Source organism: Methylobacterium sp. Leaf94 (genome assembly GCF_001426045.1).
In the GTDB taxonomy this organism is placed as follows: domain Bacteria; phylum Pseudomonadota; class Alphaproteobacteria; order Rhizobiales; family Beijerinckiaceae; genus Methylobacterium.
In genome coordinates this window covers 13,798-39,186 of the sequence record NZ_LMRM01000006.1, presented here as the reverse complement: position 1 = coordinate 39,186, position 25,389 = coordinate 13,798, and the positions used below count along the sequence as shown (strand labels likewise).

Here is a 25,389-nt window from a genome sequence, read left to right as displayed (position 1 = left end):
AGACCATGCGCGTGCTCGTTGTCGGCGCCGGGGCCACCGGCGGATACTTTGGCGCACGCCTCGCCGAGGCCGGCCGCGACGTCACCTTCCTGGTCCGTCCCGCCCGCGCGGCGAAGCTCGCCGCGGCCGGGCTGAGGGTCGAGAGTCCCGCCGGCAACCTGCACATTCCGGCGCCGCAGACCGTCACCGCCGCCGACCTCGCCGCCGGCAAGGGCGGCGCCTTCGACCTCGTGCTGTTCTCGTGCAAGGCCTACGATCTCGACAGCGCCATCGCCGACGTCGCGCCGGCCGTCGGACCCGACACCGCGATCCTGCCACTGCTCAACGGGATGCGCCACCTCGACGCGTTCGACGTGGTATACGGTGCGGACCGTGTGCTCGGCGGCTCCTGCGCCATCGTGGCGACTCTCGGCCCCGCGGGCGAGATCCGTCAGATGAACCCGCTCCACACCCTGACCTACGGGGAGCGCGCCGGCGGCCGCTCCGCCCGCGTCGAGGCCATCGAGGCCCTGATGCAGGGCGTGAACTTCCAGCCCCGCCTCAGCGAGCATATGCTGCTGGAAATGTGGGAGAAATGGAGTTTCCTGGCGACCCTGGCCGGGGCCACCTGCCTCATGCGCGCCACCATCGGCGACATCATGGCCGCTCCGGGCGGGCTCGCCTTCATCACGGCGCTGATGGAGGAGTGCCGCGCCATCGCCGAAGCCGCCGGCTACGCACCGCGGTCGACCGTGATGGACAACACGCGCAGGACGCTCACCGCCGAGGGCTCGGCCTTCACCGCCTCGATGCTGCGCGACATCGAGGGCGGCGCCCGGATCGAGGCCGACCACATCATCGGCGACCTGATCGCGCGGGCCCCCGATGCGGCCGGGCATCCGGTGCTCGACCGCGTCTACACACACCTGAAGGCCTACGAGAACCGCCGCGCCCGCGAGTCGGCGGCCGCGAACCCTCAGTAGCGCGGGCCGGGCGGCGGGGGCGGAGGCGCGCCGTATTCGAGCTGGGTCTTGGCATCGAGCCGGCGCGGGGGCGGCGCCGACAGGTCGGGGGCGTCCGGCGCCGTGGAACAGGCGGCGACCGCTAGCATGACGAGGCCGGCGAGGCTGAGATGGATGACGGGAGACATGGGGTTCTCTAAAGCTCCAGGCGTCCGCTCCGCGCGGCACCGTGGCGCAAGCTGAGCCGTAAACGCGCCGGAAGCTCGACTGTATTGTGTCCGGCCGCCGCCCGAAGCGTGGCCGTATCGCGGCGCCCGCCGAAAGCGACTGCCCAGAACCCGAGGATCTTGCCCTGACGCCCCCCGCCCGCCTCTCCGCCGCCATCGAGGTCCTCGCCGATATCGCCGCGCGCCGCCGCCCCGCCGCCGACGCCCTGAAGGATTGGGGCCTCGCCCATCGCTTCGCCGGATCGGGCGACCGGGCCGCCATCGCCAGCCTCGTCTACGACACCCTGCGCCGGCGCGCCTCCGCCGCCTGGATCATGGCTGACGAGAGCCCGCGCAGCCTCGTCATCGGCACGCTGCGGCTCCAGTACGGTCTCGCTGCCCCGACCATCGTAGAGGTGTTCAGCGGCGAACGCTTCGCCCCGGAGCCACTGACCGCAGACGAACGGACGCGCTTGACGGACGGCACCCTGGTCGACGCCCCGCTCCATGTCGCCGGCGATGTTCCCGAATGGGTGCTCCCCTCCCTCGAGGCGACCTTCGGATCCGCTATCCTCGACGAACTACGGGCCCTCGGCCGACGCGCGCCCCTCGACATCCGTGTCAACACCCTCAAGCGCAGACGCGCAGAGGCCCTGGCGGGCCTCACCCACCTCACACCGGAACCGACCCCGCACGCGCCCAATGGCCTGCGCATCCCCATCGGCGACGACGGACGCGGCCCGGCCCTCCATGTCGAGCCGGAATTCATCGACGGCTGGTACGAGATCCAGGACGAGGGCTCGCAGCTCGCAAGCCTTCTCAGCGGCGCACGGCCCGGCGAAACCGTCATCGATCTCTGCGCCGGCGGCGGGGGAAAGACCCTGAGCCTGGCCGCGATGATGGAGAACTCCGGCCGTTTGATCGCCAGTGACGACGATCCGCGCCGGCTCGCCCCAATGCACGAGCGCCTACGGCGCGCCGGCGCCGTCGCGGAGATCCGCACGCCCCGTGCCGGCAAGGCCCGCGCCGACGTCCTCGCAGACCTCGACGGCCGCGCGGACCGCGTCCTCGTCGATGCCCCCTGCACCGGCTCCGGCACGTGGCGGCGTAATCCCGATGCCAAGTGGCGGATGCGCCCGAATGCCCTGAGCACACGCGTCGCCGACCAGGCCACGGTACTCGACCGGGCCGCAAGGCTGGTGCGCCCCGGCGGTCGCATCACCTACATCACCTGCTCGCTGCTCCCCGAGGAGAACGACGCGGCCGTCGCCGACCTCCTCGCGCGTCGGTCGGACGACTTTGCGGTGGTCTCAGCCTCCGAGATTCTCGCCGAGCACGCTCCCTATCTCGGCTCTGTCGTCCGCTTGACCCGGCACGGCCTCCAGATGAGTCCCGCCCGGACCGGCACCGATGGCTTCTACGTCGCCACCCTGGAGCGGCGGGCCTGAAACGAGGAATGGCCCCGCATGGGGGCCATTCCAGACATCTGCTCAGGAGCAGCGGCGCCGTTCTCGAATCAGCGGCGCAGTTTTAGAAGCAGCGGCGCTTCCGCACCACGACCATCCGGCCCATCGGCCCACGGCGCTTGGTGACGACGGTCTTGCAACGGGGGCCGCGGATCACCGTGCGCTCGACGACGCGGACCTGCTGGATCCCGCTGGTGGGTGCGATGCCGGCCGGAACGGGCAAGGCGGAGGCCGAGGTGGCTCCGAAGCCGGCGAGGGCGAGGGTGGCGATCCCGAAGATGGTGGCTCTCATGGCTGAGGCTCCTGTTCGTTGCTGGGGGCGCACGGTGTCGACGCCCGGCTGTGAACACCGGGTTAACGGTCCTTTGCGCCGCATCCCCAGCCCGATGCCCGCCGCGGGGCGGCTCTGCGGGGTGATCCGTTGCACCGGACCGAGGCCTCGTCTAACTCCGGTTCCATGACTACAGAGCACGATAAGATCCTCATCGTCGATTTCGGCAGCCAGGTGACGCAGCTCATTGCACGCCGCGTTCGCGAGGAGGGCGTCTACTGTGAGATCGTCCCCTTCACCAAGGCGGCCGAAGCCTTCGCCGAAACCAAGCCCAAGGGCGTGATCCTCTCGGGCGGTCCCGAATCGGTGACGACCGACGCCTCGCCCCGGACCCCGCAGATCGTGTTCGATTCCGGCGTGCCGGTCTTCGGCATCTGCTACGGTCAGCAGATCATGGCGGCCCAGCTCGGCGGCGAGGTCGAGGGCGGGCACCACGCGGAGTTCGGTCGGGCGGAGATCGAGATCCTGTCGGATTGCCCCCTGTTCAAGGGCGTCTGGCACGTGGGCGAGCACTACCCCGTCTGGATGAGCCACGGCGACCGCGTCACGAAGCTGCCGGACGGTTTCACGACCGTCGCCATGTCGAAGAACGCCCCCTTCGCGGCGGTCGCGGACGAAGCGCGCAAGTACTACGCGGTGCAGTTCCATCCGGAGGTGGCGCACACGCCGCATGGCGCCCTCCTGATCCGCAACTTCGTGCGCGACATCGCCGGCTGTTCCGGCGACTGGACCATGGGCGCCTACCGCGAGGAGGCGATCGAGAAGATCCGAGCGCAGGTCGGCAAGGAGCGAGTGATCTGCGGCCTGTCCGGCGGCGTCGACTCAGCGGTGGCGGCGGTGCTGATCCACGAGGCGGTCGGCGAGCAGCTCACCTGCGTCTTCGTCGACCACGGCCTCCTGCGCATGGGCGAGGCCGAGGAGGTCGTGCGCCTGTTCCGCGACCACTACAATATCCCCCTCGTCCATGTGGAGGCGCAGGACCTGTTTCTCGGCGAGCTGACCGGTGTCAGCGACCCGGAGCAGAAGCGCAAGACCATCGGGCGCCTGTTCATCGACGTGTTCGAGGCAGAGTCGAGGAAGATCGGCGGCGCCGCCTTCCTGGCCCAGGGCACCCTCTACCCGGACGTGATCGAGAGCGTCTCGTTCACCGGTGGTCCCTCGGTCACGATCAAGTCCCACCACAATGTCGGCGGCCTGCCCGAGCGCATGAACATGCAGCTCGTCGAGCCCCTGCGCGAGCTGTTCAAGGACGAGGTCCGTGTGCTCGGCAAGGAGCTCGGGCTGCCGGAGGCCTTCGTCGGACGCCACCCCTTCCCGGGTCCGGGCCTTGCCATCCGGTGCCCCGGTACGATCACCCCCGAGAAGCTCGAAGCTCTGCGCAAGGCCGATGCGATCTACCTGGAGGAGATCCGCAACGCGGGCCTCTACGACACGATCTGGCAGGCCTTCGCGGTGATCCTTCCCGTGAAGACCGTCGGGGTGATGGGCGATGGACGCACCTACGATCACGTCTGTGCCCTGCGCGCCGTAACCTCGGTCGACGGCATGACCGCCGATTTCTATCCGTTCGACATGACCTTCCTCGGCCGGGTGGCGACGCGGATCATCAACGAGGTCAAGGGGATCAACCGCGTGACCTACGATATCACCTCGAAGCCGCCCGGAACGATCGAGTGGGAATGAGGGGCAGACGTGGACCGATGAGAAAAATTTCTCCGCGCCCCGCAGTGCCGCTGGCAGAATAAATCGCCATTGGGAACAATACCCCTTGCTGCGTTTTAATTGGCATGTAGTATACCAGAGGTCCCTCCCAGGGATTCATGTGACGCAACTTTAACCCCGCAGGCCTTCGGGTCCGCGGGGTTTTCTCGTCCGAACTTCGAGCTCCTACACGGGCCGAACGACGGGCGGCAGCCCAATATTGGGAAGCCGCGCGATCTGTCGGAGCGACCCGTTTCTCGGGGCCGGGAAGCCACACCGATCACGCGATGGACGACGCGACCAAATCGTGAACTGGCCACGCTTGTATCTCAGGTGACGGCCTTCTACAGACCGACGCACCATCCGGCTGGACCGGATGAGTGCACAAATGCGAAGACACGCGAGATTGATTCGATGATTGAGCCTCAGGGTTCGTTCGCTCCACTCGTCGGGTTGAAGCATCGCACTCAGGTTTCCATTCTCTTAGTCGCCTCAAGTCTTTGCGTTGCTGGCTTCTTGTGGCTGCCCAGTACGCTCGCGGGTGCTGCAACGACGCCGACGCCGGCAGCCGTCACGGTCACACCACCGAGCAACGGCGATTTCGTCCTCAGCCCGGACCAGCTGGCCGCCATCGACACTGAGACGGTGGAGCAGCGCCTCTTCTACGAGGAGATCACCACCGAGGGTAAGATCGGCGTCGACGAGTATCAGGCCACCCCGGTGTTCTCCCCCTATCCGGGTCGGGTCATCGCCATCTTCGCGCGCACCGGCGAGCAGGTGCAGAAGGGTGAGCGCCTCTTCTCGATCCAGGCCAACGAGATGGTCCAGGCCCAGAACGACTATCTTGCGGCCTTGAACGTCCTGGCCAAGGCACGGTCACAGCTCGGCTACGCCCAGGCCGCCGAGAAGCGCCTGCACGATCTCTATGATTCGCGGGTCACCACGCTGCGCGAGCTCCAATCCGCGCAGAACGATCTGAACACGGCCACCAACGATGCCCGGACGGCCGAGGTCGGTCTGGAGGCCGTGCGCAACCGGCTGCGCATCCTGGGCCTGCGCGACGACGAGGTCGCCAATCTACAGAAGGGCTCGATCAACCCCGAAACGGCGATCAACGCGCCCCTCAAGGGAACGATCATCCAGCGCAAGATCGGACCGGGTCAGTATGTCGGCACCGGGGGCAGCGACCCCTCGTACATTATCGGCGACCTGTCCAAGGTCTGGCTCATCGCGCAGCTGCGTGAGCCGGACGCGGCGAAGGTCGATCTCGGCGATCGGCTCAAGTTCCGCGTACTCGCCTATCCCGACAAGGTCTTCGAGGGGCGGATCAACTTCATCGGATCGTCCGTCGACCCGACGACCCGTCGCATCACGGTTCGGGCCGATATCGACAACACACAGAATCTGCTGAAGCCCGAGATGTACGCCACCGTGCGCATCATCAACGAGCGCGAAACCCTGTCGCAATCGGTCCCCCGTGCAGCGGTCGTGCTGGAGGGCAGCAAGGCGAGCGTCTGGGTGTTGAAGGCCGACAACACGGTCGAGAGCCGCCGGGTCAAACCCGGCATCATCGACGGAAGCAAGATCGAGATCCTCGAAGGTCTGGCGACCGGCGAGCGTGTGATCTCGCGCGGCTCCCTCTTCATCGACCGGATGGTGACCCGGGGCTGATCCGTCGGCTCCCGTCAGCAGGAACCCAACGCATGACCGGCCTCGTCCATCTCGCGCTGCGCCAGCGTGCCCTGGTGGTTCTCGCTTTCGTTCTGCTGCTGGCCTGCGGGCTGGTCGCCTTCCGCACCCTGAACATCGAGGCCTATCCGGACCCGACCCCGCCGATGATCGACGTGATCACGCAAGCGAATGGTCTGTCGGGCGAGGAGATCGAGCGCTACGTCACCGTGCCGATCGAGGTGATCACCTCCGGCTTGCCGAACCTGAAGCAGGTCCGCTCGGTCTCCCTCTACGGGCTGTCGGACGTGAAGCTGCAGTTCGGCTTCGAGTTCAGCTACCGCGAGGCCGAGCAGCAGGTGCTGAACCGGCTGGCCCAGCTCGACGCCCTTCCCAACGGCGCCAAGCCGACCATCTCGCCAGTGAGCCCCATCGGTGAGATCTTTCGCTACAAGCTGACGGCGCCGGCGGGCTACAGCGTCCTCGACCTGAAATCCCTGCAGGACTGGGTGCTGCGTCGGCGCTTCCGCGCCGTGCCGGGCGTCATCGACGTCATCGGCTGGGGCGGCAAGACCAAGACCTTCGACATCGCCGTCGACCTCGACCGGCTCACCGCCTACGGGTTGACCCTGTCGGGCGTCGTGAAGACCCTGAACGACAGCAACCTGAACGTCGGCGGCAACCGGATCAATCTCGGCACCCAGTCGGCTGTGGTGCGCGGTGTCGGCCTGATTCGCTCCACCGACGACATCGGCGAGACGGTGCTGACACAGTCGGGCGGCGCACCGGTGCTGGTCAAGGACGTCGCCACCGTCACGATCGGGCACCAGCCACGCCTCGGCATCGCCGGCATGAACGACGACGATGACATCGTCCAGGGCATCGTGCTGATGCGGCGGGGCGAGGAGAGCACGCCGACCATCGCTGCCGTGCAGGCGGAGGTGGGGCGCATCGAGGCCATGGGCCTGCTGCCGCCGGGCGTCCGGATCGAGCGGATCTACGACAGGGCCGACCTCATCGCGGTCACCACGCACACCGTGCTGCACAACATGCTGGTCGGCATCGTGCTGATCCTCATCGTGCAGTGGCTCTTTCTCGGCAATTTGCGCAGCGCCCTCATCGTGGTCGCGACCATCCCCTTCGCGCTGTTCTTCGCCGTCATCATTCTGGTGGTGCGCGGCGAGTCGGCGAACCTGCTCTCCGTCGGCGCCCTGGATTTCGGACTGATCGTCGATGGCACGGTGATCATGGTGGAGGCGATCTTCCGGCGGCTCTCCGGTCACGGGACACCGACAGGGGAGGTGGTCCGGCCGGGCCTCGCAGGCAAGCTCCTGCGGATCCGCCAAGCCTCCGGGGACGTCAGTCGCTCGATCGTCTTCGCGGCGATCATCATCGTCACGGGCTTCCTGCCGCTCTTCACCCTGACGGGGGTGGAAGGCCACATCTTCGGGCCGATGGCGCAGACCTACGCCTACGCGCTGCTCGGCGGGCTCATCGCCACCTTCACGGTGACGCCAGTCCTCTCCGCCTACCTCCTTCCAGCCCATGTCGAAGAGGTCGAGACGATCCTCGTGCGGACCCTGGACCGGCTCTACCGGCCCGCCATCCGCGCCGCCCTGGGCAATCGCATCCTAACCCTCGGCCTCGCGCTGCTGCTCACCGCCGGAGTCGGCGTGGCGGGGCGCCAGCTCGGCCTGGAATTCCTGCCCAAGCTCGAGGAGGGCAATCTCTGGCTGCGTGCCACCATGCCGGCGACGATCTCGCTGGAGGAGGGAAACCTCTACGTCAACCGGATCCGCCGCATCATCGCAGCGGTGCCGGAGGTCGAGAGCGTCGTCTCGCAGCACGGCCGCCCGGATGACGGCACCGATGCCGCCGGCTTCTTCAACGGCGAGTTCTTCGCGCCGCTCAAGCCGGCCGAGAAGTGGCGGCCGGGCATGACCAAGGACCGGATGGTCGGCGATCTCCTCGACCGGCTGCGCACCGATTTCCCCGGCGTGGAGTTCAACGTCTCGCAGTACCTGCAGGACAACGTCGCCGAGGCGGTCTCCGGCATCAAGGGCGAGAACTCGTTCAAGGTGTTCGGATCCGACCTCGAAACCTTGACGGCGGTCGCCAATCGGGTCGAGGCCGTGCTCCGCAAGGTGCCCGGCGTCACCGATCTCGGCGTGTTCACGTCGCTCGGTCAGCCCACGGTGCAGATCGACGTCGACCGGGTCCGTGCCGCACGCTACGGCCTCACCCCCGGCGACATCAATGCCACGGTCCGCACCGCCATCGGCGGCGACAGCGCTGGCGACCTCTACGACAGCGGCTCGGATCGTCACTATCCGATCGTCATCCGCCTCGCCGAGCAGTTCCGCCAGAGCGTGGCCTCCATCCGCAACCTGCGCATCTCCGGGCAGGGGCCGAACGGCACGCTGATGCAGGTGCCCCTGAGCGAGGTCGCCCAGGTCGCCCTCGTCTCAGGGCCGGCCTACATCTACCGGGAGGGCCAGGAGCGCTACCTTCCGGTGAAGTTCAGCGTCCGCGACCGCGACCTCGGCAGCGCGATCCTGGAGGCACGTGAGCGCGTGAACGCCGAGGTGGCCCTGCCGCGGGGCTACCGCCTCGAACTCGTGGGCGAATTCAACAACATGCAGGGTGCCCTGGCGCGCCTGTCGGTGACGGTCCCGATCGCCATCGGCCTCATCGCGATCCTGCTGTTCATGAACTTCGGCTCCGCGATCGACATGCTGCTTGCGCTCAGCGTCATCCCGATGGCAGCGGCCGGCGGCGTGCTCGCCCTGGTGATCACCGACACACCGTTCAGCGTCTCGGCGGCGATCGGATTCATCGCGCTCCTCGGCATCGCCGTGATGGACGGCATCATCGTGCTGTCGCACTTCAACGGTCTGATTAACGAGGGAGAGGAGCGGGTGCGGGCGATGCTGCGGACCTGTCACACGCAGCTCCGGCCGGTGGTGATGACCTGCGTGGTCGCCGGCGTCGGCCTCCTGCCGGCCGCCTTTTCGAATGGTGTCGGATCGCAGGTTCAGAAGCCCCTGGCGCTGGTCGTCGTCGGCGGCATGAGCCTGGCGCCGCTCCTCATCCTGCTGATCCTGCCGGTGCTCATCCTCACGCTTTCGCGGCGAAAGCCCGGACTGGCCGAGGAGGAGGATGGTGACCCGCGATCGACCGCAGCTTTGCAGCCGGCTTCGGTCACCGCTTGACCCGGCCTAACCGCGCGCCGACACCCGGCCGTTGACTGGGCTCAGAACGCGATCAGGGAACCTTAGAGGGGGGCGGTTGAAAGGTGCCGATCGTCTCGCACATCAAGGGATGACGCGGCCGGCGAACAACGATCTCACGATGTTGAGGTCGTTCCGAAGGAGGGGTCGATCCCGCCGCCGCGACGAATAAGTGGGCGGCCTCACGACCAGCTCGGTAGCGGGTCGGTCATGCGACCGGCCCGAAAAGCGCTCAGTTGTTGATGGTCAGCGTGGCCTTCGTCACCGGCATGTCCGGCGGCGTCGCGTCCGCGATCTGGTTTGTGGTCGGATGCGGGGTTCGAGCGTTCATCAAATCCGCACAGATCTGCACCGACAGGAGAAGCAGGAGCGCCGCCATAAGGGCGTTCGCAGCCCGCTGGAAGGGACGAACGGACAGCCGCACAGTCGCTTCCAGTCGATCGGTATCCGTCGTCGCGGCGTCCATTCGGTCCGAGATCGGGAGAAGCCACGGCTCACTCGGAAGGGCCTGAAGCCCTCCCATTTCATGAGCGCCCGGCAGGTTCTGGAACAGTCCGCTGGACATATCCGTACTCCTGGTTGGTGAGTGGCAGCCGAGTGTGGAAGGCTGTTCGTTCATATTCAGTTAATCAGACTTTTTGTTCATTTCAAGTTCAGGGATGGCGAGCGCCTCGCTTCCAACGGTCGCCTTGGGTCCGATGGCAGCCTCAAGGGGCCGTCCGTACGACAATTCCTCCTCCACGCGCTGCCTGCAGGCTCGTGATGCGAGCGAGGTCGACCTGTCCGCTGCGAGCCAGCATCGGATCAGCCACAATGCCGGCCGTCCCATCGCGTCGACCATCAGCTCCGCAGTCCCGGCGCCTCCTGCCCCGTGCGTGAAACGTACTCGGTGTAGCCGCCGCCATACTGATGGATTCCGTCCGGCGTGAGTTCGAGGACGCGGTTCGACAGGGCGGCGAGGAAGTGGCGGTCGTGGCTCACGAACAGCATCGTCCCCTCGTAGTTCGCAAGGGCGGCGATCAGCATCTCCTTGGTGCCCATGTCGAGGTGGTTGGTGGGCTCGTCGAGGACGAGGAAGTTCGGCGGGTCGTAGAGCATTCGCGCCATCACGAGGCGGGCCTTCTCGCCACCTGAGAGCACGCGGCAGCGCTTCTCCACGTCGTCTCCCGAGAAGCCGAAGCAGCCGGCCAGCGCCCGGAGAGAGCCCTGGCCCGCTTGCGGGAAGGAATCCTCCAGGAACCCGAACACCGTGCGGTCGCCGTCCAGCACGTCCATGGCGTGTTGCGCGAAGTAGCCGAGCTTGACGCTGCCACCGACCGCGACGTTGCCGTCGTCGGGCTTGGCGGTTCCGGTCACGAGCTTGAGGAGCGTCGACTTGCCGGCCCCGTTGATGCCCATCACGCACCAGCGCTCGCGCCGCCGGATCGAGAAGTCGAGACCCTCGTAGATGGTGCGGCTGCCGTAGCGCTTGTGCACGTTCTTGAGCATCACGACGTCGTCGCCGGAGCGGGGGGCGGGCAGAAATTCGAAGGCGACGCTCTGGCGGCGCTTGGGCGGCTCCACCCGCTCGATCTTGTCGAGCTTCTTCACCCGGCTCTGCACCTGGGCAGCGTGGGAGGCCCGCGCCTTGAAACGCTCGATGAACTTGATCTCCTTGGCGAGCATCGCCTGCTGGCGCTCGAATTGGGCCTGTTGCTGCGTCTCGTTGAGCGTCCGCTGCTGCTCGTAGAAGGCGTAGTCGCCCGAGTAGGTGGTGAGCTGTCCGCCGTCGATCTCGACGATCTTCGTGACGATGCGATTCATGAACTCGCGGTCGTGCGAAGTCATCAACAGGGCGCCCTCATAGCCCTTGAGAAAGGCTTCGAGCCAGATCAGGCTCTCCAGGTCGAGATGGTTGCTCGGCTCGTCGAGGAGCATGACGTCGGGGTTCATCAGGAGGATGCGGGCGAGCGCCACGCGCATCTTCCAGCCGCCCGAGAGCTTGCCGACGTCGCCGTCCATCATCTCCTGGGAGAAGCTCAAGCCCGCCAGCACCTCGTAGGCACGCCCCTCCAGGGCATAGCCGTCGAGTTCCTCGAAGCGGGCCTGGACCTCGCCGTAGCGCTCGATCAGCGCCTCCATCTCGTCGGCCCGGTCGGGGTCGGCCAGGGCCTGCTCGACCTCCTTCAGCTCGGCGCCGATCTCGCTGACAGGGCCGGCGCCGTTCATCACCTCGGAGACGACGGTACGGCCGGACATCTCGCCGACGTCCTGGCTGAAATACCCGATGGTGATGCCGCGATCCGCGGCGACCTGGCCCTCGTCGGGCTGCTCCTCGCCGGTAATCATCCGGAACAGAGTGGTCTTGCCGGCACCGTTGGGGCCGACCAGACCGACCTTCTCGCCCCGCTGGAGGGCGGCGGAGGCCTCGATGAAGACGATCTGGCGGCCGTTCTGCTTGCCGATTTTTTCGAGGCGGATCATGGGATGCGGATCACGGGCTCACGGAGGTTCGGGCGGGTGCTGCGGCCTTACGGCATGTGCGCCCCGAGGGGTAGTGCAGCCCGGCACCGGGCCGGCGCGTCCTCCGCGTTCGGCGCCGATGGTCCTCGAGGCGAAGACCCGCTAGGCTGGCGCTTTCACGGTCAGAACGGTCTTTCCGCGCCCCCGATGGTCCACACCGGCTACAATCCGGCGCTCGTCGCCTTGTCCGTCACGATCGCGATCTTCGCCTCCTACACCGCGCTGGATCTCGGTGGCCGCGGCCGGGGCTCGGCGGGCAGGCGCCGCTGGGCCTGGATCGCTGCCGCCGCCTGCGCGATGGGCGGCGGGATCTGGTCGATGCACTTCGTCGGCATGCTGGCCTTCGAGATGGGAATGCCGGTCGCCTACGACCTCGGCACCACGGCCCTGTCCCTCGCGCTGGCCATCGCCTGCACCGGTGCCGCCTTCGCGTGGATCAGCCGGCCGGGCGCGACGCGACGCGACCTGTTCGTCGCCGGCCCTGTCATGGGCCTGGGGGTGGCCGCGATGCACTACTCCGGCATGGCAGCAATGCAGATGCCGGGCCATCTCACCTATGCCTGGCCGCTGGTGGCGCTGTCGGTCGTCATCGCGGTCACGGCAGCGACGGCGGCCCTCTGGCTCACCCTGCGCCGGAACAGCGTGTGGCAGACGCTCATCGCCTCCACCGTGATGGGCCTCGCGGTGGCGGGCATGCACTACACCGGCATGGCCGCGGCGACCTTCTCGCCCGAAGGCGCCGGTGCGCATGCGATCGGTCTCGGCACCGTGCAGCAGAACCTCGCGCTGGCCGTGGCCGGCGCGACCTTCCTGATCCTATTCCTGGCGATGCTCGCCTCCTCCTTCGACCAGCAGCGGGTCCAGGGCGACCTCCAGGCCAGCGAGGGGCGCTTCCGCGCCGCGGTACAGGCCGTGCGTGGCGTGCTCTGGACCAACGATGCGGAGGGCCGGATGCTCGGCGAGCAGCCGGGCTGGAGCGCCATCACGGGGCAGAGCCGGGCCGAGTACGAAGGCTACGGCTGGGCCAAGGCCGTCCACCCCGACGATCAGCAGACCAGCATCGAAGCGTGGAACGAGACCGTGCGGGCGCGGCGGACCTTCGTTCACGAGCACCGGGTGCGCTCCGCCGATGGCGCCTGGCGCCACTACGCCATCCGCGCCGTGCCGGTCTTTCACGATGACGGGTCGATCCGGGAATGGGTGGGCGTCCACACCGACATCACCGAGCAGCGCCAAGCCGAAGCCGAACTGCGCGAGTCCAACGAGGAGATCCAGCGCTACGCCTACATCGTGAGCCACGACCTGCGCGCGCCCCTCGTGAATGTCATGGGGTTCACGAGCGAGCTGGAAACGACCCGCGAGGACGTGCGCGCCGCCCTGCAGGGGCATCCGCAGGCAGAGCGGATCGACGCGGATCTCGGCGAGGCTCTCGGCTTCATCAAGGCCGCGGTGACGCGCATGGAGCGCCTGATCGCCGCCATCCTGAAGCTGTCGCGGGAAGGGCGGCGCAGCTTCACGCCGGAACGCCTCGACATGACGAGCCTGCTGTGCCGCCTCGCCGACGCACAGCACCACCAGACCGAGCAGGTGGGCGCCCGCGTCGTCATCGCGCCGGACCTACCGCGTCTCGTCGCCGACCGGCTGGCGATCGAGCAGATCTTCGGCAATCTCATCGACAACGCGGTCAAGTATCTCGACCCGGCACGGCCGGGGCGGATCGAGATCAAGGCACAAGTGCTGGGGGGTGGCCGCGTCCGCTACAGCGTCGCAGACAATGGCCGGGGCATCGCCGAGCGGGACCATGCACGGGTGTTCGAACTGTTCCGACGCTCCGGAGCGCAGGATCGGCCGGGAGAGGGCATCGGGCTTGCCCACGTCAAGGCGTTGGTCCGGTCCCTCGGCGGCCGGATCGAGGTCGCGTCGGAACTGGGGGTGGGCACAACCTTCAGCGTGACGCTGCCGCGCGAGACCGCTACAGGTCAGGGACAGGACGGGCCGCCGATGCGGCTCGCCGCCGAATAGGTGCGGAGCGAAGCGTGAACGCCGTCGAAATCGTCATGATCGAGGACGATGAGGGCCATGCGCGCCTGATCGAGCGTAACATCCGCCGCGCCGGTGTGAACAACACCATCCTGCCCTTCCGGGACGGGACGTCGGCGCTCGAATATCTCCTCGGCGCCGACGGCACCGGCGAGGCGAGCGCCAAGCGCCACCTGCTGATCCTTCTCGACCTGAACCTGCCGGACATGACCGGCATCGACATCCTCGAGAAGGTGAAGGCGAACACCCACACCAAGCGCTCGCCCGTCGTCGTCCTCACCACGACGGACGACCAGCGCGAGATCCAGCGCTGCTACGACCTCGGCGCGAACGTCTACATCACCAAGCCCGTCAACTACGAGGGCTTCGCCAACGCCATCCGGCAGCTCGGGCTGTTCTTCTCCGTGATGCAGGTGCCGGAAAACCCATGACATCGGACCGCACATGACCGAGCCCGCGCCTCCAGGCCGCGGTCGCGTCCTCTACATCGACGACGACCCCGGCCTGGGGCGGCTCGTGCAGCGCGCCCTCGCGGCGCGGGGCTACGCCGTGGAGCTCGCCCTCGACGGCGATGCCGGACTGGCGCGTCTCGGACAGGGCGACATCGACGTCGTCGCCCTCGATCATCACATGCCCGGCCAGACCGGTCTCGACATCCTGCCGGCCATCCGCGCCCTGCCGGAGGCGCCGCCGGTGGTCTACGTCACCGGCTCGGAGGACAGCCGCGTCGCGGTGGCGGCCCTGAAGGCGGGGGCCGTCGACTACGTCTGGAAGGACCTGCAGGGCCAGTTCCGCGAGCTCCTCGGCGAGGCCATCGATACCGCTCTGCGGCAGGAGGCTCTGCGGCGGGACAAGGAGCGGGCCGAGCAGGCGGTGCGGGAGGCGCGCGACCGGGCCGAGATCATGCTGCGGGAGGTGAACCACCGCGTCGCCAACTCGCTGGCGCTGGTGGCGGCCCTGACCCACATGCAGACCAACGCGGTAACGGACCCGGCGGCGAAGGCCGCGCTCCAGGAGATGCAGGCCCGGATCTCGGCGATCGCGGGCATCCACCGCCGGCTCTACACCTCCGACGACGTGGAAGCGGTGGACCTCGACGCCTACCTGGCGAGCCTCGTGGAGGAGCTCCAGGCGGCCATGAAGGCGGCCGGGCGCGACCACGCCATCCGCCTCGACGCGGCGCCGGTGCGGCTCGCCACCGACAAGGCCGTCTCGGTCGGCGTCGTGGTCACCGAGCTCGTGACCAACGCCTATAAATACGCCTATCCTCCTGAGGCGTCAGGGGAAATTCGGGTCTCCATCGCTCGGCAGGGCAGCGATGGCCTGACCCTGACCGTGGAGGATGACGGCATCGGCTGGACCGGCGAGGGCCAGCCGCGGGGCACCGGCCTCGGCTCTCGGATCATCCGGGCGATGGCGACGAACCTGCGCTCGGCCCTGGTCTATGGCGGCGGTCCGATCGGCACCCGGGCGACGCTCTCCTTCCAGCACTGAGGCGTCCCTAGACCAGCGCGCCCGCGTTCATGATCCCGTCCGGGTCGAGGCTGTGCTTGACCGCCGCGATCAGGCGCAGGCGGGCGGGATCCGAGTAGCGTTCCAGCAGGTCGCGCTTAAAGCGACCGATGCCATATTCCGCGCTGTATCCGCCGCCGTATTCCAGCGCGATCGTGTAGAGGTCGTGGGCAAAATCCGCCTCGATCTCGCGCGTGAACGCGACCCGGTCGCGGCCCGCCGGCACGACGAGGTTGTAGTGCAGGTTGCCGTCGCCGACATGGCCGTAGACCGAGAGCCGGACGTCCGGCAGGCGCTCGGCGAGCAGGGCGGCCCCGCGGGCGAGAAAATCGGTCAGGCGGGAGATCGGCACGGCGATATCGTGCTTGACCGATCCGCCGGCATGCTTCTCCCCTTCGGGAATCGTCTCGCGCACCGCCCAGAAGGCCCGGCGCTGGGTCTCGGACTGGGCCAGCACCGCGTCGACCACCCAGCCCCGTTCCATCAGGGCCTCCAGGCATCCCATCAGCACGTCGTCGAGGGGGATGCGGTCCGAGGAGGCGGTGAGCTCGAGGAGCACCGCCCCGCCGGGGCCGGCCTTCAGGCCGGTCTCGGCGCCGCGCATCTCCGTGACGAGGCCGAGGGAGGAGGCGGAGATCAGCTCGAAGGTCGAGGCGAGGTCGGAGGTTTCCCGGCGCACCAGGGCGGCCATCTCGGGGATCGGCGCCCCTGGGGCGAGTTCGAGCCAGGCGGTGGCTTGCTGGCCCTGGGCCGGCCAGAGTTTGAGGACGACCCCGGTGATGATGCCCAGCGTCCCCTCGGCACCGATGAAGAGCTGCTTCAGGTCGTAGCCGATGTTGTTCTTGCGCAGGGTCCGCATGTCGGAGAACAGCGTCCCGTCCGGCAGCACCACCTCCAGGCCGAGGACGAGGTCGCGGGCCATGCCGTAGCGCAGGACCTGGAGACCCCCCGCATTGGTGCCGAGGTTGCCGCCGAGGCGGCAGCTGCCTTCGGAGCCGAGGCTCAGCGGCAGGAACAGCCCGTCGGCCTCGGCGGCTTTCTGGGCGTCCGCCAGGATGGTGCCGGCGTCGCACGAAAGGGTGAAGTTCAGGGGGTCGACGGCGCGGATGCGGGTCATCCGCTCCAGGCTGACCACGAGCTGGCGCCGGCCGGGCTCCGGCGTCGCCCCGCCGACATAGCCGGTGTTGCCGCCCTGGGGCACGAGGCCGAAGCCCTGGGCCCGGGCGAGCCCGACGAGCGCCTGGACCTCCTCCACGCTGCGCGGGCGCAGCACGGCGGGGGTCTCGCCCTGCATCAGGTCGCGCTGGTCGCGGGTGTAGCGCCCGGTCAGGGCGGGGTCGGTGAGGACCCCGCCGGAGCCCAGCAGGGCCTCGAAGGGGGCGAGGGCGTCGCGGTCCGGCAGGGATTCCGGCATGGGGGAGACTGTTCCTGGCTGAGGTCGCGCGGGTTCGATCGTCGGGGACGGACCATGTCGTGCGGCCGCCCCGAAAGGAAGCACCCGGCTTTCAACGGGGGCGGAGGTGTCAGCCCCATGACGAACCGGGCAACTCAGCCGTTCCGGAAGGTATAGCTGTAGCCGTTGAGCGCCGGGGCGCCGCCCAGATGGGCGTAGAGCACCTTCGAACCCTTGGGGAAGAAGCCCTTCTGCACGAGGTCGATCATGCCCTGCATCGACTTCCCCTCGTAGACGGGGTCGGTGATCATGCCTTCCAGGCGCGCCGAGAGGCGGATGGCCGCGACCGTCTCCTTCGAGGGCACGCCGTAGACCGGGTAGGCGTAGTCCGCGTTGAGCACGATGTCGTCGGCGGTGATGGCCGGGGCGCCGATGAGCTCGGCGGTGTTGCGGGCGATCTCCAGCACCTGCGCCTTGGTCTGGGCCGGGGTGCAGGAGGCGTCGATTCCGATGACGTTGCGGGCGCGCCCATCGGCGGCGAAGCCCACCACCATGCCGGCATGGGTGGAGCCGGTCACGGTGCAGACCACGACGTAGTCGAAGCGGAGACCCATCGCGGCCTCCTGGGCCCGGACCTCCTCGGCGAAGCCGACGAAGCCGAGGCCGCCGAACTTGTGCACCGAGGCGCCGGCCGGGATCGCGTAGGGCTTGCCGCCCTTGGCCTTCACGTCTTCGATGGCCTTCGTCCAGCTCTCGCGGATGCCGATGTCGAAGCCGTCCTCCACGAGCTGGGTCTCCGCGCCCATGATGCGCGACAGCATGATGTTGCCGACGCGGTCGTAGACGGCGTCCTCGTGGGGCACCCAAGCCTCCTGGATCAGCCGGCACTTCATACCGATCTTGGCCGCCACCGCCGCCACCATGCGGGTGTGGTTGGACTGGACGCCGCCGATGGTCACCAGGGTGTCGGCCCCGCTCGCGATGGCGTCGGGCACGATGTATTCGAGCTTGCGCAGCTTGTTGCCGCCATAGGCCAGGCCGGAATTGCAGTCCTCGCGCTTGGCGTAGATCAGCACGTCGCCGCCGAGATGGGCGGTCAGGCGGGGCAGGTGCTCGATCGGGGTCGGGCCGAAGGTGAGGGGATAGCGCTCGAATTGCGACAGCATGGGCGGGGTCCTTCGTGGTCAGCCCACAAACGCTAGCAAAGAGGCTGCGAAAGGTGCTCTCGAAATCGGGGTTTGGATTTTGCAATGTTCGGCTTGCAGCCCCTCGCGACGGGCATCGCTTTCGTCGATAGTGCCCCTTGCGAAAGGATCTTTCATGGACGCAGGGCTGGACCGCATGGACCTGAAGATCCTGCGCCTGCTCCAGGCCGACGGGCGCATGGGCAATGCCGAGATCGCCAAGCGGGTGAACACCAGCGCGGCCACCTGCCACCGGCGCATCCAGCGCCTGTTCGACGAGGGCTACGTCCGGGGCGTGCGGGCGCAGATCGCGCCGGAGAAGGTCGGGCGCGGCTCCCTGGTGATGGTGGGCGTGGTGCTGGACCGCTCGACACCGGAGAGCTTCGCCGCCTTCGAGGCCGCGGCCCGGGCCATGCCGATGGTGCTCGACTGCCACCTCGTGGCCGGCGATTTCGACTACTTCCTCAAGATCCGCGTCTCCGACATGGCGGATTTCAACCGCCTCCACAGCGCGACCCTGATCGCCCTGCCGGGGGTCCGCCAGACCCGGACCTTCTTCGTCATGAAGGAGGTGGTCGACAATGCGCCGCTGGATATTTGAGACCGGTTGCGACCGGGCCGCGTGGCTTGTTGAGAAGGCTGCCGGCTTCGCCCGACGCACGGCCCGGACGCAGGGCGCGTTCCCCTCCCCCTTGTGGGGAGGGGTCAGGGGTGGGGGGTGGCTCCACTGGTGTCCTAAGATCGCTGGTCGCCCAACCACCCTTACCTTCAGCTCCTCCCCACAAGGGGGAGGAGGGCTGCGTCGCGCTCACGCTTCCAACCACCGATAAAGGTCCACCCCCATGTCCGACCAACCGCAGGGAATTCCGGAGGCCGTGCGCGCAGGGCGTCCGACGGTCTGGTGCAACCCGCAGGTCCGGTCGGCGGCCGAGGTCCTGCCCGGGCTCACCTTCGGCCTCGCCGAGGTTCGCGACGCGGAGGCGCGCTGGCGCCGGTGCGACCCGCTGCTGAAGGCGCTGTTCCCCGAGCTGGAGACCGGGCGGATCGATTCGCCCCTGCTGCCGCTGGCCCCGGAGGTCGCCGCCCATCTCTGCGGCAGCGAGGCACCGGCCGTCTGGGTGAAGGCCGACCACGACCTGCCGGTGACGGGCTGCATCAAGGCGCGCGGCGGCGTCTACGAGGTGCTGGTCACGGCCGAGCGGCTGGCCCTGTCGCGGGGCTGGCTGCGCGCGGGCGAGTCCTACGCGCGCCTGGCCGAGCCCGAGATCCGGGCCGCTTTCGGAGCCTTCACCGTGGCGGTGGGCAGCACCGGCAATCTCGGCTTCAGCGTCGGGGTGATGGCCCGCGCGCTCGGCTTTCAGGTCGAGGTCCACATGTCCCACGACGCCAAGGCCTGGAAGAAGCAGCGCCTGCGCGACATCGGGGCCCGGGTGGTGGAGCATGCGGGCGATTACGGCAGCGCGGTCGCGGCGGCGCGGGAGGCCTTCGGGGACCGGGCGGACGCGCATTTCGTCGACGACGAGAGCTCGGTCGACCTGTTCCTCGGCTACGCCGCGGCGGCCTTCGACCTGGAGCGCCAGCTGGCGGCGGCCGGCATCCCGGTCGATGCCGCGCATCCCCTGGTGGTCTACCTGCCCTGCGGGGTCGGGGGGGCGCCGGGGGGCGTCACCCTCGGGCTGAAGCTCCTGTTCGGCGACGCGGTGCACTGCGTCTTCGTCGAGCCCGTCGCCGCCCCCTGCATGCTGGTGCAGCTCGCCGCCGGGCTCGACCGGCCGGTCAGCGTCTACGACATCGGCCTCGACAACCGCACCGCCGCCGACGGCCTCGCGGTGTCGAGCGCCTCGCTCCTCGTCGCCGGCACCGTCGGCCCGCTCGTCGCGGGAATCGTCACGGTGACGGATTCCGCGCTCTTCGCCGGGGTCCGCGACCTCTGGCAGCGGGCGGCCCTGCGCCTCGAACCCTCCGCCGCCGCCGCCTTCGCAGCGGTCCGCCCGACGCTCGCGACCCGGCCGGACTGGCGCGACGCCACCCAGGTGGTGTGGACCACCGGCGGGGCGCTCCTGCCCGAGGCGGAGTTCCAGAAGGCGCTGGCGGCCGCAGGGTGAGGGGGTCGGCCGAGGGGCAGCTCCATCACCCCCCGTGCCCTCCACCTGAAGCACCCCGTCATCCCGGGGCCGCGCAGCGGAACCCGGGATCCAGAAACACATGTGGTGCAAGGACCTGCACTGTCGGCGGCTCTGGATTCCGGGCTCGCCTTCGGCGCCCCGGAATGACGGCGCGGATTTGTCGGCGATCGGAACGCCCGCAGCTAGTCGGGATCGGAGGCAGGCAGGGGCGGCTCCCCCCGTGGCCCCTCGCCCGCATAGGCGTTCAGAATCGACCGCAGCAGGCCCGGAAAGCGGGCCTCCACCTCGTCCCAGCGAGCGTGGTTGCGCATCTCGATGCCGTGGCGCTCGCTGCGGATCAGCCCAGCCTCGCGCAGCACCTTGAAGTGGTTGGAGAGCGAGGATTTCGGGATCACCCGGTCGCCCAAAGCCGCGAGCGACGTGCAGGCCTCGACGCAGCCCGCCCGCATGATGTTGGCGAAGATCGCGGCCCGGTTCGGGTCGGCCAGGGCGTGCAGGATCGCACTTGCCTGCAGGTCCTCGGGCGCGGGGTGAAACATCGGTCTCATGGTTTCGACGTCTAGGGGCTTGATCCCAGCTTCGGAAGTTCCGAACTTCAGAACTATGGGACGCAGGGCGCCATGGCGGCGCCGGCCCAGGGTCGAAGGATGCTGAGATGTCGAAGCTTCAGGGCAAGGTAGCCGTCGTGACCGGCGCGTCGAAGGGCATCGGCGCGGGAATCGCCACGGCGCTGGCACGGGACGGCGCGGCGGTGGTGGTCAATTACGCGTCGAGCCAGGCGGGCGCGGAGGCGGTGGTGGCGGGGATCACCGCCGCGGGCGGGCGGGCGATCGCGGTGCGGGCGGACGTCTCGAAGGCCGCGGAGGCGCAGGCCCTGATCGAGGCGGCGGTGGCGCAGTTCGGCCGGCTCGACGTGCTGGTCAACAATTCCGGCGTCTATGAATTCGCCCCGATCGAGGAGGTCACGGAGGCGCATTACCGCCGGCTCTTCGACGTCAACGTGCTGGGCGTCCTGCTCGCCTCCGGGGCGGCGGCCAAGCACCTCGGGGAGGGCGGGAGCATCGTCAACATCTCCTCGGCCATCACCCATGTGAGCACCCCGGCCGCCGCGGTCTACAGCGGGACCAAGGGCGCCGTGAACGCGATCTCGGGCGTCCTCGCCAACGAGCTCGCCCCGCGCCGCATCCGCGTCAACACGGTCAGCCCGGGCTACGTGGTCACCGAGGGCACGCACACGGCCGGCATCACCGGCTCGGAGATGGAAGCCGGCTTCGTTGCCCAGACGCCGCTGGGCCGTGCCGGCCACCCGGGCGACATCGCCGACGTCGTCGCCTTCCTGGCCTCGGACGAGGCCCGCTGGCTCACCGGCGAGAACATCACCGCCAGCGGCGGCATCCGCTGAACGGTCCGGCCTCGGGCGCCCCGACGGGGCGTTGCGAGGCCGGCCCGATCAGAGACCCGGCGGCGCCCAGATCGGCAGGGAAGCGGCGTCGACGGCGCGGGGGAGCAGGCCCTCGGCGCGGAAGGCGTCTGCGATGGTCTGCTGCTCGGCGAGGGCGGCGTGGGTGACGGGCTCGACCTGGTAGCTGCGCCGGGCATTCGCCTGCCGGACGATGGCCGGGTCGAGCTTCCACAGGGCGCCGAGCCGGGCGGCGGCGGCGTCCGGGTTGGCCTTCACCCAGGCCCCGGTCTCGCGCAGCTTGCCGAAAAGCAGCGCGAGCACGTCCGCGCGCTGCGTCGCATAGTCGGCCCCGGCAAGGTAGTAGCGCTTGTACTGGGACAGGCCGGTGCCGTCGCGCAGGACGCGGGCGCCGGTCTGCTGCTCGGCCGCCGACAGGAACGGGTCCCAGGCGACCCAGGCCTCGACGCTGCCGCTGGCCAAGGCCGCGCGCCCGTCCGACGGCGTCAGGTAGGCCGGGCTGATCGCCTTGAAGGGCAGTTTTTCGGCCGCGAGGGCGGCCAGGAGCAGGTAGTGGCTGCCGGCCCCCTTGGTCACCGCGACCTTGCGGCCCTTCAGGTCGGCGACCGTCCTGATCGGCGAATCGGCCGCGACCAGGACCGCCTGCGCGGTCGGCGAGGCCGCCTCCTGGGCGATGTAGGCGATCCGCGCCTGGGCGGCCTGGGCGAAGATCGGCACGGTGTCGGCCACATCCGCCGACACGTCGATCTGCCCGGCATTCAGGGCCTCCATGATCGGCAGGCCGCTGGTGAACTCGTGCCACGTGACGGTGACGTTCAGCGGCGCCAGGGCCTTCTCCAGGGCGGACTCCTCCTTCAGCAGGGCGATCAGCGTCGAGGATTTCTGGAAACCGATGCGGAGTTTGCCCCCCTCGGCGGCCCGGCCGGAGCCGGGGGCGAGGGTCAGGGCGAACAGGCTGAGCGCGGCGGCGGCGCGCAACGCGTGGCGGCGATGGATCATGGGGTCTCGTCTCGTCAGGGATGCTTGTGGATGGGGTCGACCCAGTGGACCGTCTCGGGCCGTTCGACGGGCTCGACCTCGGTGATGTTGACCACCACGGCCTCGTTGTCGGAGCGCACGAGGACGCAGTTCAGGGGCTGGTCCGGATCGGCGTTGATCTCCTGGTGCGGCACGTAGGGCGGCACGAAGATGAAGTCGCCGGGGCCGGCCTCGGCCACGTATTCGAGCCGGTCACCCCAGCGCATCCGGGCGCGGCCCGAGACCACGTAGATCACGCTCTCCAGGGCGCCGTGGTGGTGGACGCCGGTCTTGGCGTCGGGGGCGATCGCCACGGTGCCGGCCCAGATCTTCTGGGCGCCGACCCGGGCTTGGTTGATCGCCGCCTGCCGGAACATGCCCGGCGTCTGGGCCGTGTTGGCGTCGAGCTTGTCGCCCGGGATCACCCGCACGCCGTCGTGCTTCCAGCGCTCGGCCGCCGCGTGGGCGTGGTCGTGGTGGCTGTGGTTATGATCGTGGTTGTCGTCGTGGTCGTGGTCGTGGTCGCCGTGCATGGCTCGCCTCTCGCGCTGGACTTCGCGGCCTATCGTACCGCAGCGGCTCCCGGTTCGAAGCTGCGATCGAGGATCGCCGCGGCCTTCGGCGCGCGGGCCTGCGGGATCAGCCCGGAGCGGACGTAGAGGTCGATGTTGCGCTGCTCGTCGGCGATGACGGCCTCGTCGATCGGCACGGCCCGGTACTGCGCCCGGGCGAACCAGCGCAGGGGCACCGCCTCGGGCAGGCCGATGAGCTTCGACCAGACGGCGGCGTAGGGGGCGGGATCCTTCAGGGCCCAGTCCCGGGCCGCCACGAGGCGCCGCCCGAAATCGGCGAGCTGCGCCCGCTTGGTCGTCAGGGCGGCGTCGCTCGCCACCGCGAAGCTCAGGCCCGGCGTGATGCCGTTGCCGTCCCGGACCACCCGGGCGAGGCCGGCGAGCTCGGCGGTGGAGGTGTAGGGCTCCCAGGTCGCCCAGGCGTCGACGCTGCCGCTGGCCAGGGCGATCTTGGCGTCCGCCGGTGGCAGGAAGCGCAGGGTCACGGCGCTGGCCGGCAGACCCGCCTCTTCGAGGGCCGCGAGCACGACCTGATGGCCAATGGAGCCGCGATTGGTGGCGATGCTCTTCCCCTTCAGGTCCGCGACCGTCCGGATCGGCGAATCCTTCGCCACCAGGATGGCGAGGCCGTCCTGCCGGTTGCGGAAGGCGAGGAACGCCTTCACCGGCACCCCGGCGGCGGCCGCGAAGGTGAAGGGCGCGTCGCCCACCCCGCCGGCATCGATCGCCCCGGCATTCAGCGCCTCCAGCAGGGGCGCGGCGGCGGGAAACTCGCTCCAGTCGAGGCGGTAGGGCAGGTCGGCCAGCACGCCGGCCGCCTCCATCAGGGCGCGGGCATTGCCGCGCTGGTCGCCGACGCGCAGCACCGCCTCGTCGGCGCGGGCGAGACCGGCGAGGGCCAGAAGCGCGAGGACCGCGAGGGGAAGCCGCATCACGCCGCCTCCGCCCGGGGACCGCGCCGGGCCAGCAGCCGGCGGACCGCCGGGATCAGGGTGCGGCCATACGCGAGGGCGTCCTCCAGGGGGTCGAAGCCGCGGATCAGGAAGGTGCGCACCCCGAGGTCGTGATAGGCCAGCAGCGCCTCGGCGACCTGCTCGGGCGTGCCCACCAGGGCGGTGGAGTTGCCGGACGCCCCGGTTTCCCGAGCGATGGCGGTGTAGAGCCGGGTGTCGAGGCGGTTCCCTTGCGCCGCTGCGGCCAGGAGGCGGCGCGAACCCTCGTTCTCCGGGGTCGCCGCCGGGCCGAGCCCCTGCGCGGCCCGGGTGGCGCGGGTCCGGGCCAGGATGTCCTCCGCCCGGGCCCAAGCGGCCTCCTCGGTGTCGGCCAGGATCGGCCGGAACGACAGGCTGAAGCGCGGGGACCGCCCGTGGGGCGCCGCCGCGGCGCGGACCGTCCGAATCGCCTCGCGGACCTGATCCAGGCTCTCGCCCCAGAGGGCGTAGGTGTCGGCGTGCCGGCCCGCCACCGCGATGGCGGGCGGCGAGGCGCCGCCGAAATAGACCGGGATGCCACGCGGATCGACGGGCTTCACCTCGGAGAAACCGCCCGCGACCCGGTAGTGCGCGCCGGCGAAATCGAAGGGGCGCGCGGCGGTCCAGACCTGCCGGGCGATGGCCAGGAACTCGTCGGTGCGCGCGTAGCGCTGGTCCTTGGTCAGGTGGTCGCCGTCCCGGGCCAGCTCGCGGTCGTCGCCACCGCTGATCGCGTGGAGCGCGACGCGCCCGCCGGTGAGCTGGTCGAGGGTGGCGAACTGGCGCGCCGCCACGGTGGGCGCGGTGAAGCCCGTGCGGTGGGCGATCATCAGGCCGATGCGCTCCGTCACCGCCGCGACCTGCGCCGCGAGCAGGAGCGCGTCGGGCGCCGTGGCGTAGAAGGCCACCAGGATGCGGTCGAACCCGCCCCATTCATGGGCCTGGGCCAGCAGGCGCAGGTAGTCCCGGTCGATGGCCGGGCCCGTAGGCGCGTGGATCTCCGACTGTTCGCGGGGGGCGGCGAAGCCGATGAACTCGACGGCGTCCGGTTCGAGGAAGCTCATGACGTCCCTCTCAAGGGTATGTGTCGGCGACGGGCGGCCGGGCTC

The 25,389-nt window shown here is 69.3% G+C and carries 22 protein-coding genes; 11 read left to right on the top strand and 11 right to left on the bottom strand.

From position 1 onward, the window contains the following. The first annotated feature begins 5 nt into the window (after positions 1 to 5). The gene (gene panE, locus ASG63_RS05160) at positions 6 to 962 is read left to right on the top strand and encodes a 2-dehydropantoate 2-reductase (RefSeq protein ID WP_056212887.1); all 957 of its coding nucleotides are present in this window, start codon (positions 6 to 8) and stop codon (positions 960 to 962) included. Here the strand turns inward: panE and ASG63_RS25900 are convergent. Then, positions 956 to 1,129, bottom strand: coding sequence for a hypothetical protein (locus ASG63_RS25900; RefSeq protein ID WP_200927196.1), 174 nt, complete (start codon positions 1,127 to 1,129; stop codon positions 956 to 958). The two genes, panE and ASG63_RS25900, sit on opposite strands and share 7 nt — an antisense overlap. A 164-nt stretch (positions 1,130 to 1,293) precedes the next feature. On the opposite strand from ASG63_RS25900, the gene ASG63_RS05155 reads away from it, so the two are divergent. Continuing rightward, positions 1,294 to 2,595, top strand: coding sequence for an RsmB/NOP family class I SAM-dependent RNA methyltransferase (locus ASG63_RS05155; protein WP_056212885.1), 1,302 nt, complete (start codon positions 1,294 to 1,296; stop codon positions 2,593 to 2,595). Between the two features lie 82 nt (positions 2,596 to 2,677). Here the strand turns inward: ASG63_RS05155 and ASG63_RS05150 are convergent, their stop codons facing one another. Beyond that, positions 2,678 to 2,905: a hypothetical protein gene (locus ASG63_RS05150; protein WP_056212771.1), complete on the bottom strand. Its 228-nt coding sequence runs from the start codon at positions 2,903 to 2,905 to the stop codon at positions 2,678 to 2,680. Between the two features lie 165 nt (positions 2,906 to 3,070). Between ASG63_RS05150 and guaA the strand changes: the two genes are divergently transcribed. From guaA to ASG63_RS05135, 3 genes are all read left to right on the top strand, one after another. Beyond that, positions 3,071 to 4,627 carry a glutamine-hydrolyzing GMP synthase gene (gene guaA, locus ASG63_RS05145; protein ID WP_056212770.1) on the top strand — a complete coding sequence of 519 codons (1,557 nt, stop codon included), beginning with the start codon at positions 3,071 to 3,073 and terminating at the stop codon, positions 4,625 to 4,627. 534 nt (positions 4,628 to 5,161) lie between these two features. Beyond that, positions 5,162 to 6,316, top strand: coding sequence for an efflux RND transporter periplasmic adaptor subunit (locus ASG63_RS05140; RefSeq protein ID WP_244472763.1), 1,155 nt, complete (start codon positions 5,162 to 5,164; stop codon positions 6,314 to 6,316). A gap of 32 nt (positions 6,317 to 6,348) precedes the next feature. Further along, positions 6,349 to 9,525 carry an efflux RND transporter permease subunit gene (locus ASG63_RS05135; protein WP_056212769.1) on the top strand — a complete coding sequence of 1,059 codons (3,177 nt, stop codon included), beginning with the start codon at positions 6,349 to 6,351 and terminating at the stop codon, positions 9,523 to 9,525. A 250-nt stretch (positions 9,526 to 9,775) separates the two neighbouring features. Here the strand turns inward: ASG63_RS05135 and ASG63_RS05130 are convergent, their stop codons facing one another. Both ASG63_RS05130 and ASG63_RS05125 read right to left on the bottom strand, forming a co-directional pair. Further along, entirely contained in the window at positions 9,776 to 10,108 is a 333-nt protein-coding gene (locus ASG63_RS05130; RefSeq protein ID WP_056212768.1) for a hypothetical protein, read from the bottom strand. A gap of 275 nt (positions 10,109 to 10,383) precedes the next feature. After that, positions 10,384 to 12,006: an ABC-F family ATP-binding cassette domain-containing protein gene (locus tag ASG63_RS05125; RefSeq protein ID WP_056212767.1), complete on the bottom strand. Its 1,623-nt coding sequence runs from the start codon at positions 12,004 to 12,006 to the stop codon at positions 10,384 to 10,386. A gap of 3 nt (positions 12,007 to 12,009) precedes the next feature. Here ASG63_RS05125 and ASG63_RS05120 point away from each other — a divergent pair, with 3 nt between their 5' ends. From ASG63_RS05120 to ASG63_RS05110, 3 genes are read left to right on the top strand one after another with little or no spacing between them, the layout of a single operon-like run. Then, positions 12,010 to 14,067 carry an MHYT domain-containing protein gene (locus ASG63_RS05120; RefSeq protein WP_338011806.1) on the top strand — a complete coding sequence of 686 codons (2,058 nt, stop codon included), beginning with the start codon at positions 12,010 to 12,012 and terminating at the stop codon, positions 14,065 to 14,067. Between the two features lie 35 nt (positions 14,068 to 14,102). Then, positions 14,103 to 14,516 (top strand): response regulator, encoded by a 414-nt coding sequence (locus tag ASG63_RS05115; protein ID WP_056212883.1) that lies wholly within the window; start codon positions 14,103 to 14,105, stop codon positions 14,514 to 14,516. 13 nt (positions 14,517 to 14,529) lie between these two features. Further along, positions 14,530 to 15,579 carry a sensor histidine kinase gene (locus tag ASG63_RS05110; protein WP_056212765.1) on the top strand — a complete coding sequence of 350 codons (1,050 nt, stop codon included), beginning with the start codon at positions 14,530 to 14,532 and terminating at the stop codon, positions 15,577 to 15,579. 7 nt (positions 15,580 to 15,586) lie between these two features. Here the strand turns inward: ASG63_RS05110 and ASG63_RS05105 are convergent, their stop codons facing one another. Next, positions 15,587 to 17,011, bottom strand: coding sequence for an FAD-binding oxidoreductase (locus ASG63_RS05105; RefSeq protein WP_056212763.1), 1,425 nt, complete (start codon positions 17,009 to 17,011; stop codon positions 15,587 to 15,589). A gap of 134 nt (positions 17,012 to 17,145) precedes the next feature. Beyond that, positions 17,146 to 18,156 (bottom strand): 1-aminocyclopropane-1-carboxylate deaminase, encoded by a 1,011-nt coding sequence (locus ASG63_RS05100; RefSeq protein WP_056212762.1) that lies wholly within the window; start codon positions 18,154 to 18,156, stop codon positions 17,146 to 17,148. 154 nt (positions 18,157 to 18,310) lie between these two features. Between ASG63_RS05100 and ASG63_RS05095 the strand changes: the two genes are divergently transcribed. Both ASG63_RS05095 and ASG63_RS05090 read left to right on the top strand, forming a co-directional pair. After that, positions 18,311 to 18,775: an Lrp/AsnC family transcriptional regulator gene (locus tag ASG63_RS05095; protein WP_055953482.1), complete on the top strand. Its 465-nt coding sequence runs from the start codon at positions 18,311 to 18,313 to the stop codon at positions 18,773 to 18,775. A 241-nt stretch (positions 18,776 to 19,016) separates the two neighbouring features. Continuing rightward, a complete protein-coding gene (locus ASG63_RS05090; protein WP_056212760.1) occupies positions 19,017 to 20,279 on the top strand; it encodes a D-serine ammonia-lyase in 1,263 nt (420 codons plus the stop codon). Between the two features lie 203 nt (positions 20,280 to 20,482). Here the strand turns inward: ASG63_RS05090 and ASG63_RS05085 are convergent, their stop codons facing one another. Beyond that, a complete protein-coding gene (locus tag ASG63_RS05085) occupies positions 20,483 to 20,848 on the bottom strand; it encodes an ArsR/SmtB family transcription factor (RefSeq protein WP_056212757.1) in 366 nt (121 codons plus the stop codon). Positions 20,849 to 20,955: 107 nt separating this feature from the next. On the opposite strand from ASG63_RS05085, the gene ASG63_RS05080 reads away from it, so the two are divergent. Next, a complete protein-coding gene (locus ASG63_RS05080; protein WP_056212755.1) occupies positions 20,956 to 21,702 on the top strand; it encodes a glucose 1-dehydrogenase in 747 nt (248 codons plus the stop codon). A gap of 48 nt (positions 21,703 to 21,750) precedes the next feature. Here ASG63_RS05080 and ASG63_RS05075 read toward each other — a convergent pair whose 3' ends face one another. The 4 genes from ASG63_RS05075 to ASG63_RS05060 are packed head-to-tail and all read right to left on the bottom strand — an operon-like array spanning position 21,751 to position 25,344. Further along, positions 21,751 to 22,719 carry an aliphatic sulfonate ABC transporter substrate-binding protein gene (locus ASG63_RS05075; protein ID WP_056212753.1) on the bottom strand — a complete coding sequence of 323 codons (969 nt, stop codon included), beginning with the start codon at positions 22,717 to 22,719 and terminating at the stop codon, positions 21,751 to 21,753. Between the two features lie 14 nt (positions 22,720 to 22,733). Further along, positions 22,734 to 23,270, bottom strand: a complete 537-nt coding sequence (locus tag ASG63_RS05070) for a cupin domain-containing protein (RefSeq protein WP_056212751.1) — start codon at positions 23,268 to 23,270, stop codon at positions 22,734 to 22,736. 29 nt (positions 23,271 to 23,299) lie between these two features. Continuing rightward, on the bottom strand, positions 23,300 to 24,241 hold the full coding sequence (locus tag ASG63_RS05065) for an ABC transporter substrate-binding protein (RefSeq protein ID WP_056212749.1): 942 nt from the start codon (positions 24,239 to 24,241) through the stop codon (positions 23,300 to 23,302). After that, the gene (locus ASG63_RS05060; protein WP_056212747.1) at positions 24,241 to 25,344 is read right to left on the bottom strand and encodes an LLM class flavin-dependent oxidoreductase; all 1,104 of its coding nucleotides are present in this window, start codon (positions 25,342 to 25,344) and stop codon (positions 24,241 to 24,243) included. The genes ASG63_RS05065 and ASG63_RS05060 overlap by 1 nt, the downstream gene beginning before the upstream one ends. Positions 25,345 to 25,389: the final 45 nt, after the last annotated feature.

Coding starts and splice junctions, on each gene's coding strand:
- ASG63_RS05075 (WP_056212753.1), bottom strand. CDS start 22,719: ATGATCCATCGCCGCCACGCGTTGCGCGCCGCCGCCGCGCTCAGCCTG.
- ASG63_RS05125 (WP_056212767.1), bottom strand. CDS start 12,006: ATGATCCGCCTCGAAAAAATCGGCAAGCAGAACGGCCGCCAGATCGTC.
- ASG63_RS05095 (WP_055953482.1), top strand. CDS start 18,311: ATGGACGCAGGGCTGGACCGCATGGACCTGAAGATCCTGCGCCTGCTC.
- ASG63_RS05065 (WP_056212749.1), bottom strand. CDS start 24,241: ATGCGGCTTCCCCTCGCGGTCCTCGCGCTTCTGGCCCTCGCCGGTCTC.
- ASG63_RS05060 (WP_056212747.1), bottom strand. CDS start 25,344: ATGAGCTTCCTCGAACCGGACGCCGTCGAGTTCATCGGCTTCGCCGCC.
- ASG63_RS25900 (WP_200927196.1), bottom strand. CDS start 1,129: ATGTCTCCCGTCATCCATCTCAGCCTCGCCGGCCTCGTCATGCTAGCG.
- ASG63_RS05110 (WP_056212765.1), top strand. CDS start 14,530: ATGACCGAGCCCGCGCCTCCAGGCCGCGGTCGCGTCCTCTACATCGAC.
- ASG63_RS05150 (WP_056212771.1), bottom strand. CDS start 2,905: ATGAGAGCCACCATCTTCGGGATCGCCACCCTCGCCCTCGCCGGCTTC.
- panE (WP_056212887.1), top strand. CDS start 6: ATGCGCGTGCTCGTTGTCGGCGCCGGGGCCACCGGCGGATACTTTGGC.
- ASG63_RS05115 (WP_056212883.1), top strand. CDS start 14,103: ATGATCGAGGACGATGAGGGCCATGCGCGCCTGATCGAGCGTAACATC.
- ASG63_RS05090 (WP_056212760.1), top strand. CDS start 19,017: ATGTCCGACCAACCGCAGGGAATTCCGGAGGCCGTGCGCGCAGGGCGT.
- ASG63_RS05080 (WP_056212755.1), top strand. CDS start 20,956: ATGTCGAAGCTTCAGGGCAAGGTAGCCGTCGTGACCGGCGCGTCGAAG.
- ASG63_RS05135 (WP_056212769.1), top strand. CDS start 6,349: ATGACCGGCCTCGTCCATCTCGCGCTGCGCCAGCGTGCCCTGGTGGTT.
- ASG63_RS05070 (WP_056212751.1), bottom strand. CDS start 23,270: ATGCACGGCGACCACGACCACGACCACGACGACAACCACGATCATAAC.
- ASG63_RS05085 (WP_056212757.1), bottom strand. CDS start 20,848: ATGAGACCGATGTTTCACCCCGCGCCCGAGGACCTGCAGGCAAGTGCG.
- ASG63_RS05120 (WP_338011806.1), top strand. CDS start 12,010: ATGCGGATCACGGGCTCACGGAGGTTCGGGCGGGTGCTGCGGCCTTAC.
- ASG63_RS05130 (WP_056212768.1), bottom strand. CDS start 10,108: ATGTCCAGCGGACTGTTCCAGAACCTGCCGGGCGCTCATGAAATGGGA.
- ASG63_RS05105 (WP_056212763.1), bottom strand. CDS start 17,011: ATGCCGGAATCCCTGCCGGACCGCGACGCCCTCGCCCCCTTCGAGGCC.
- ASG63_RS05100 (WP_056212762.1), bottom strand. CDS start 18,156: ATGCTGTCGCAATTCGAGCGCTATCCCCTCACCTTCGGCCCGACCCCG.
- guaA (WP_056212770.1), top strand. CDS start 3,071: ATGACTACAGAGCACGATAAGATCCTCATCGTCGATTTCGGCAGCCAG.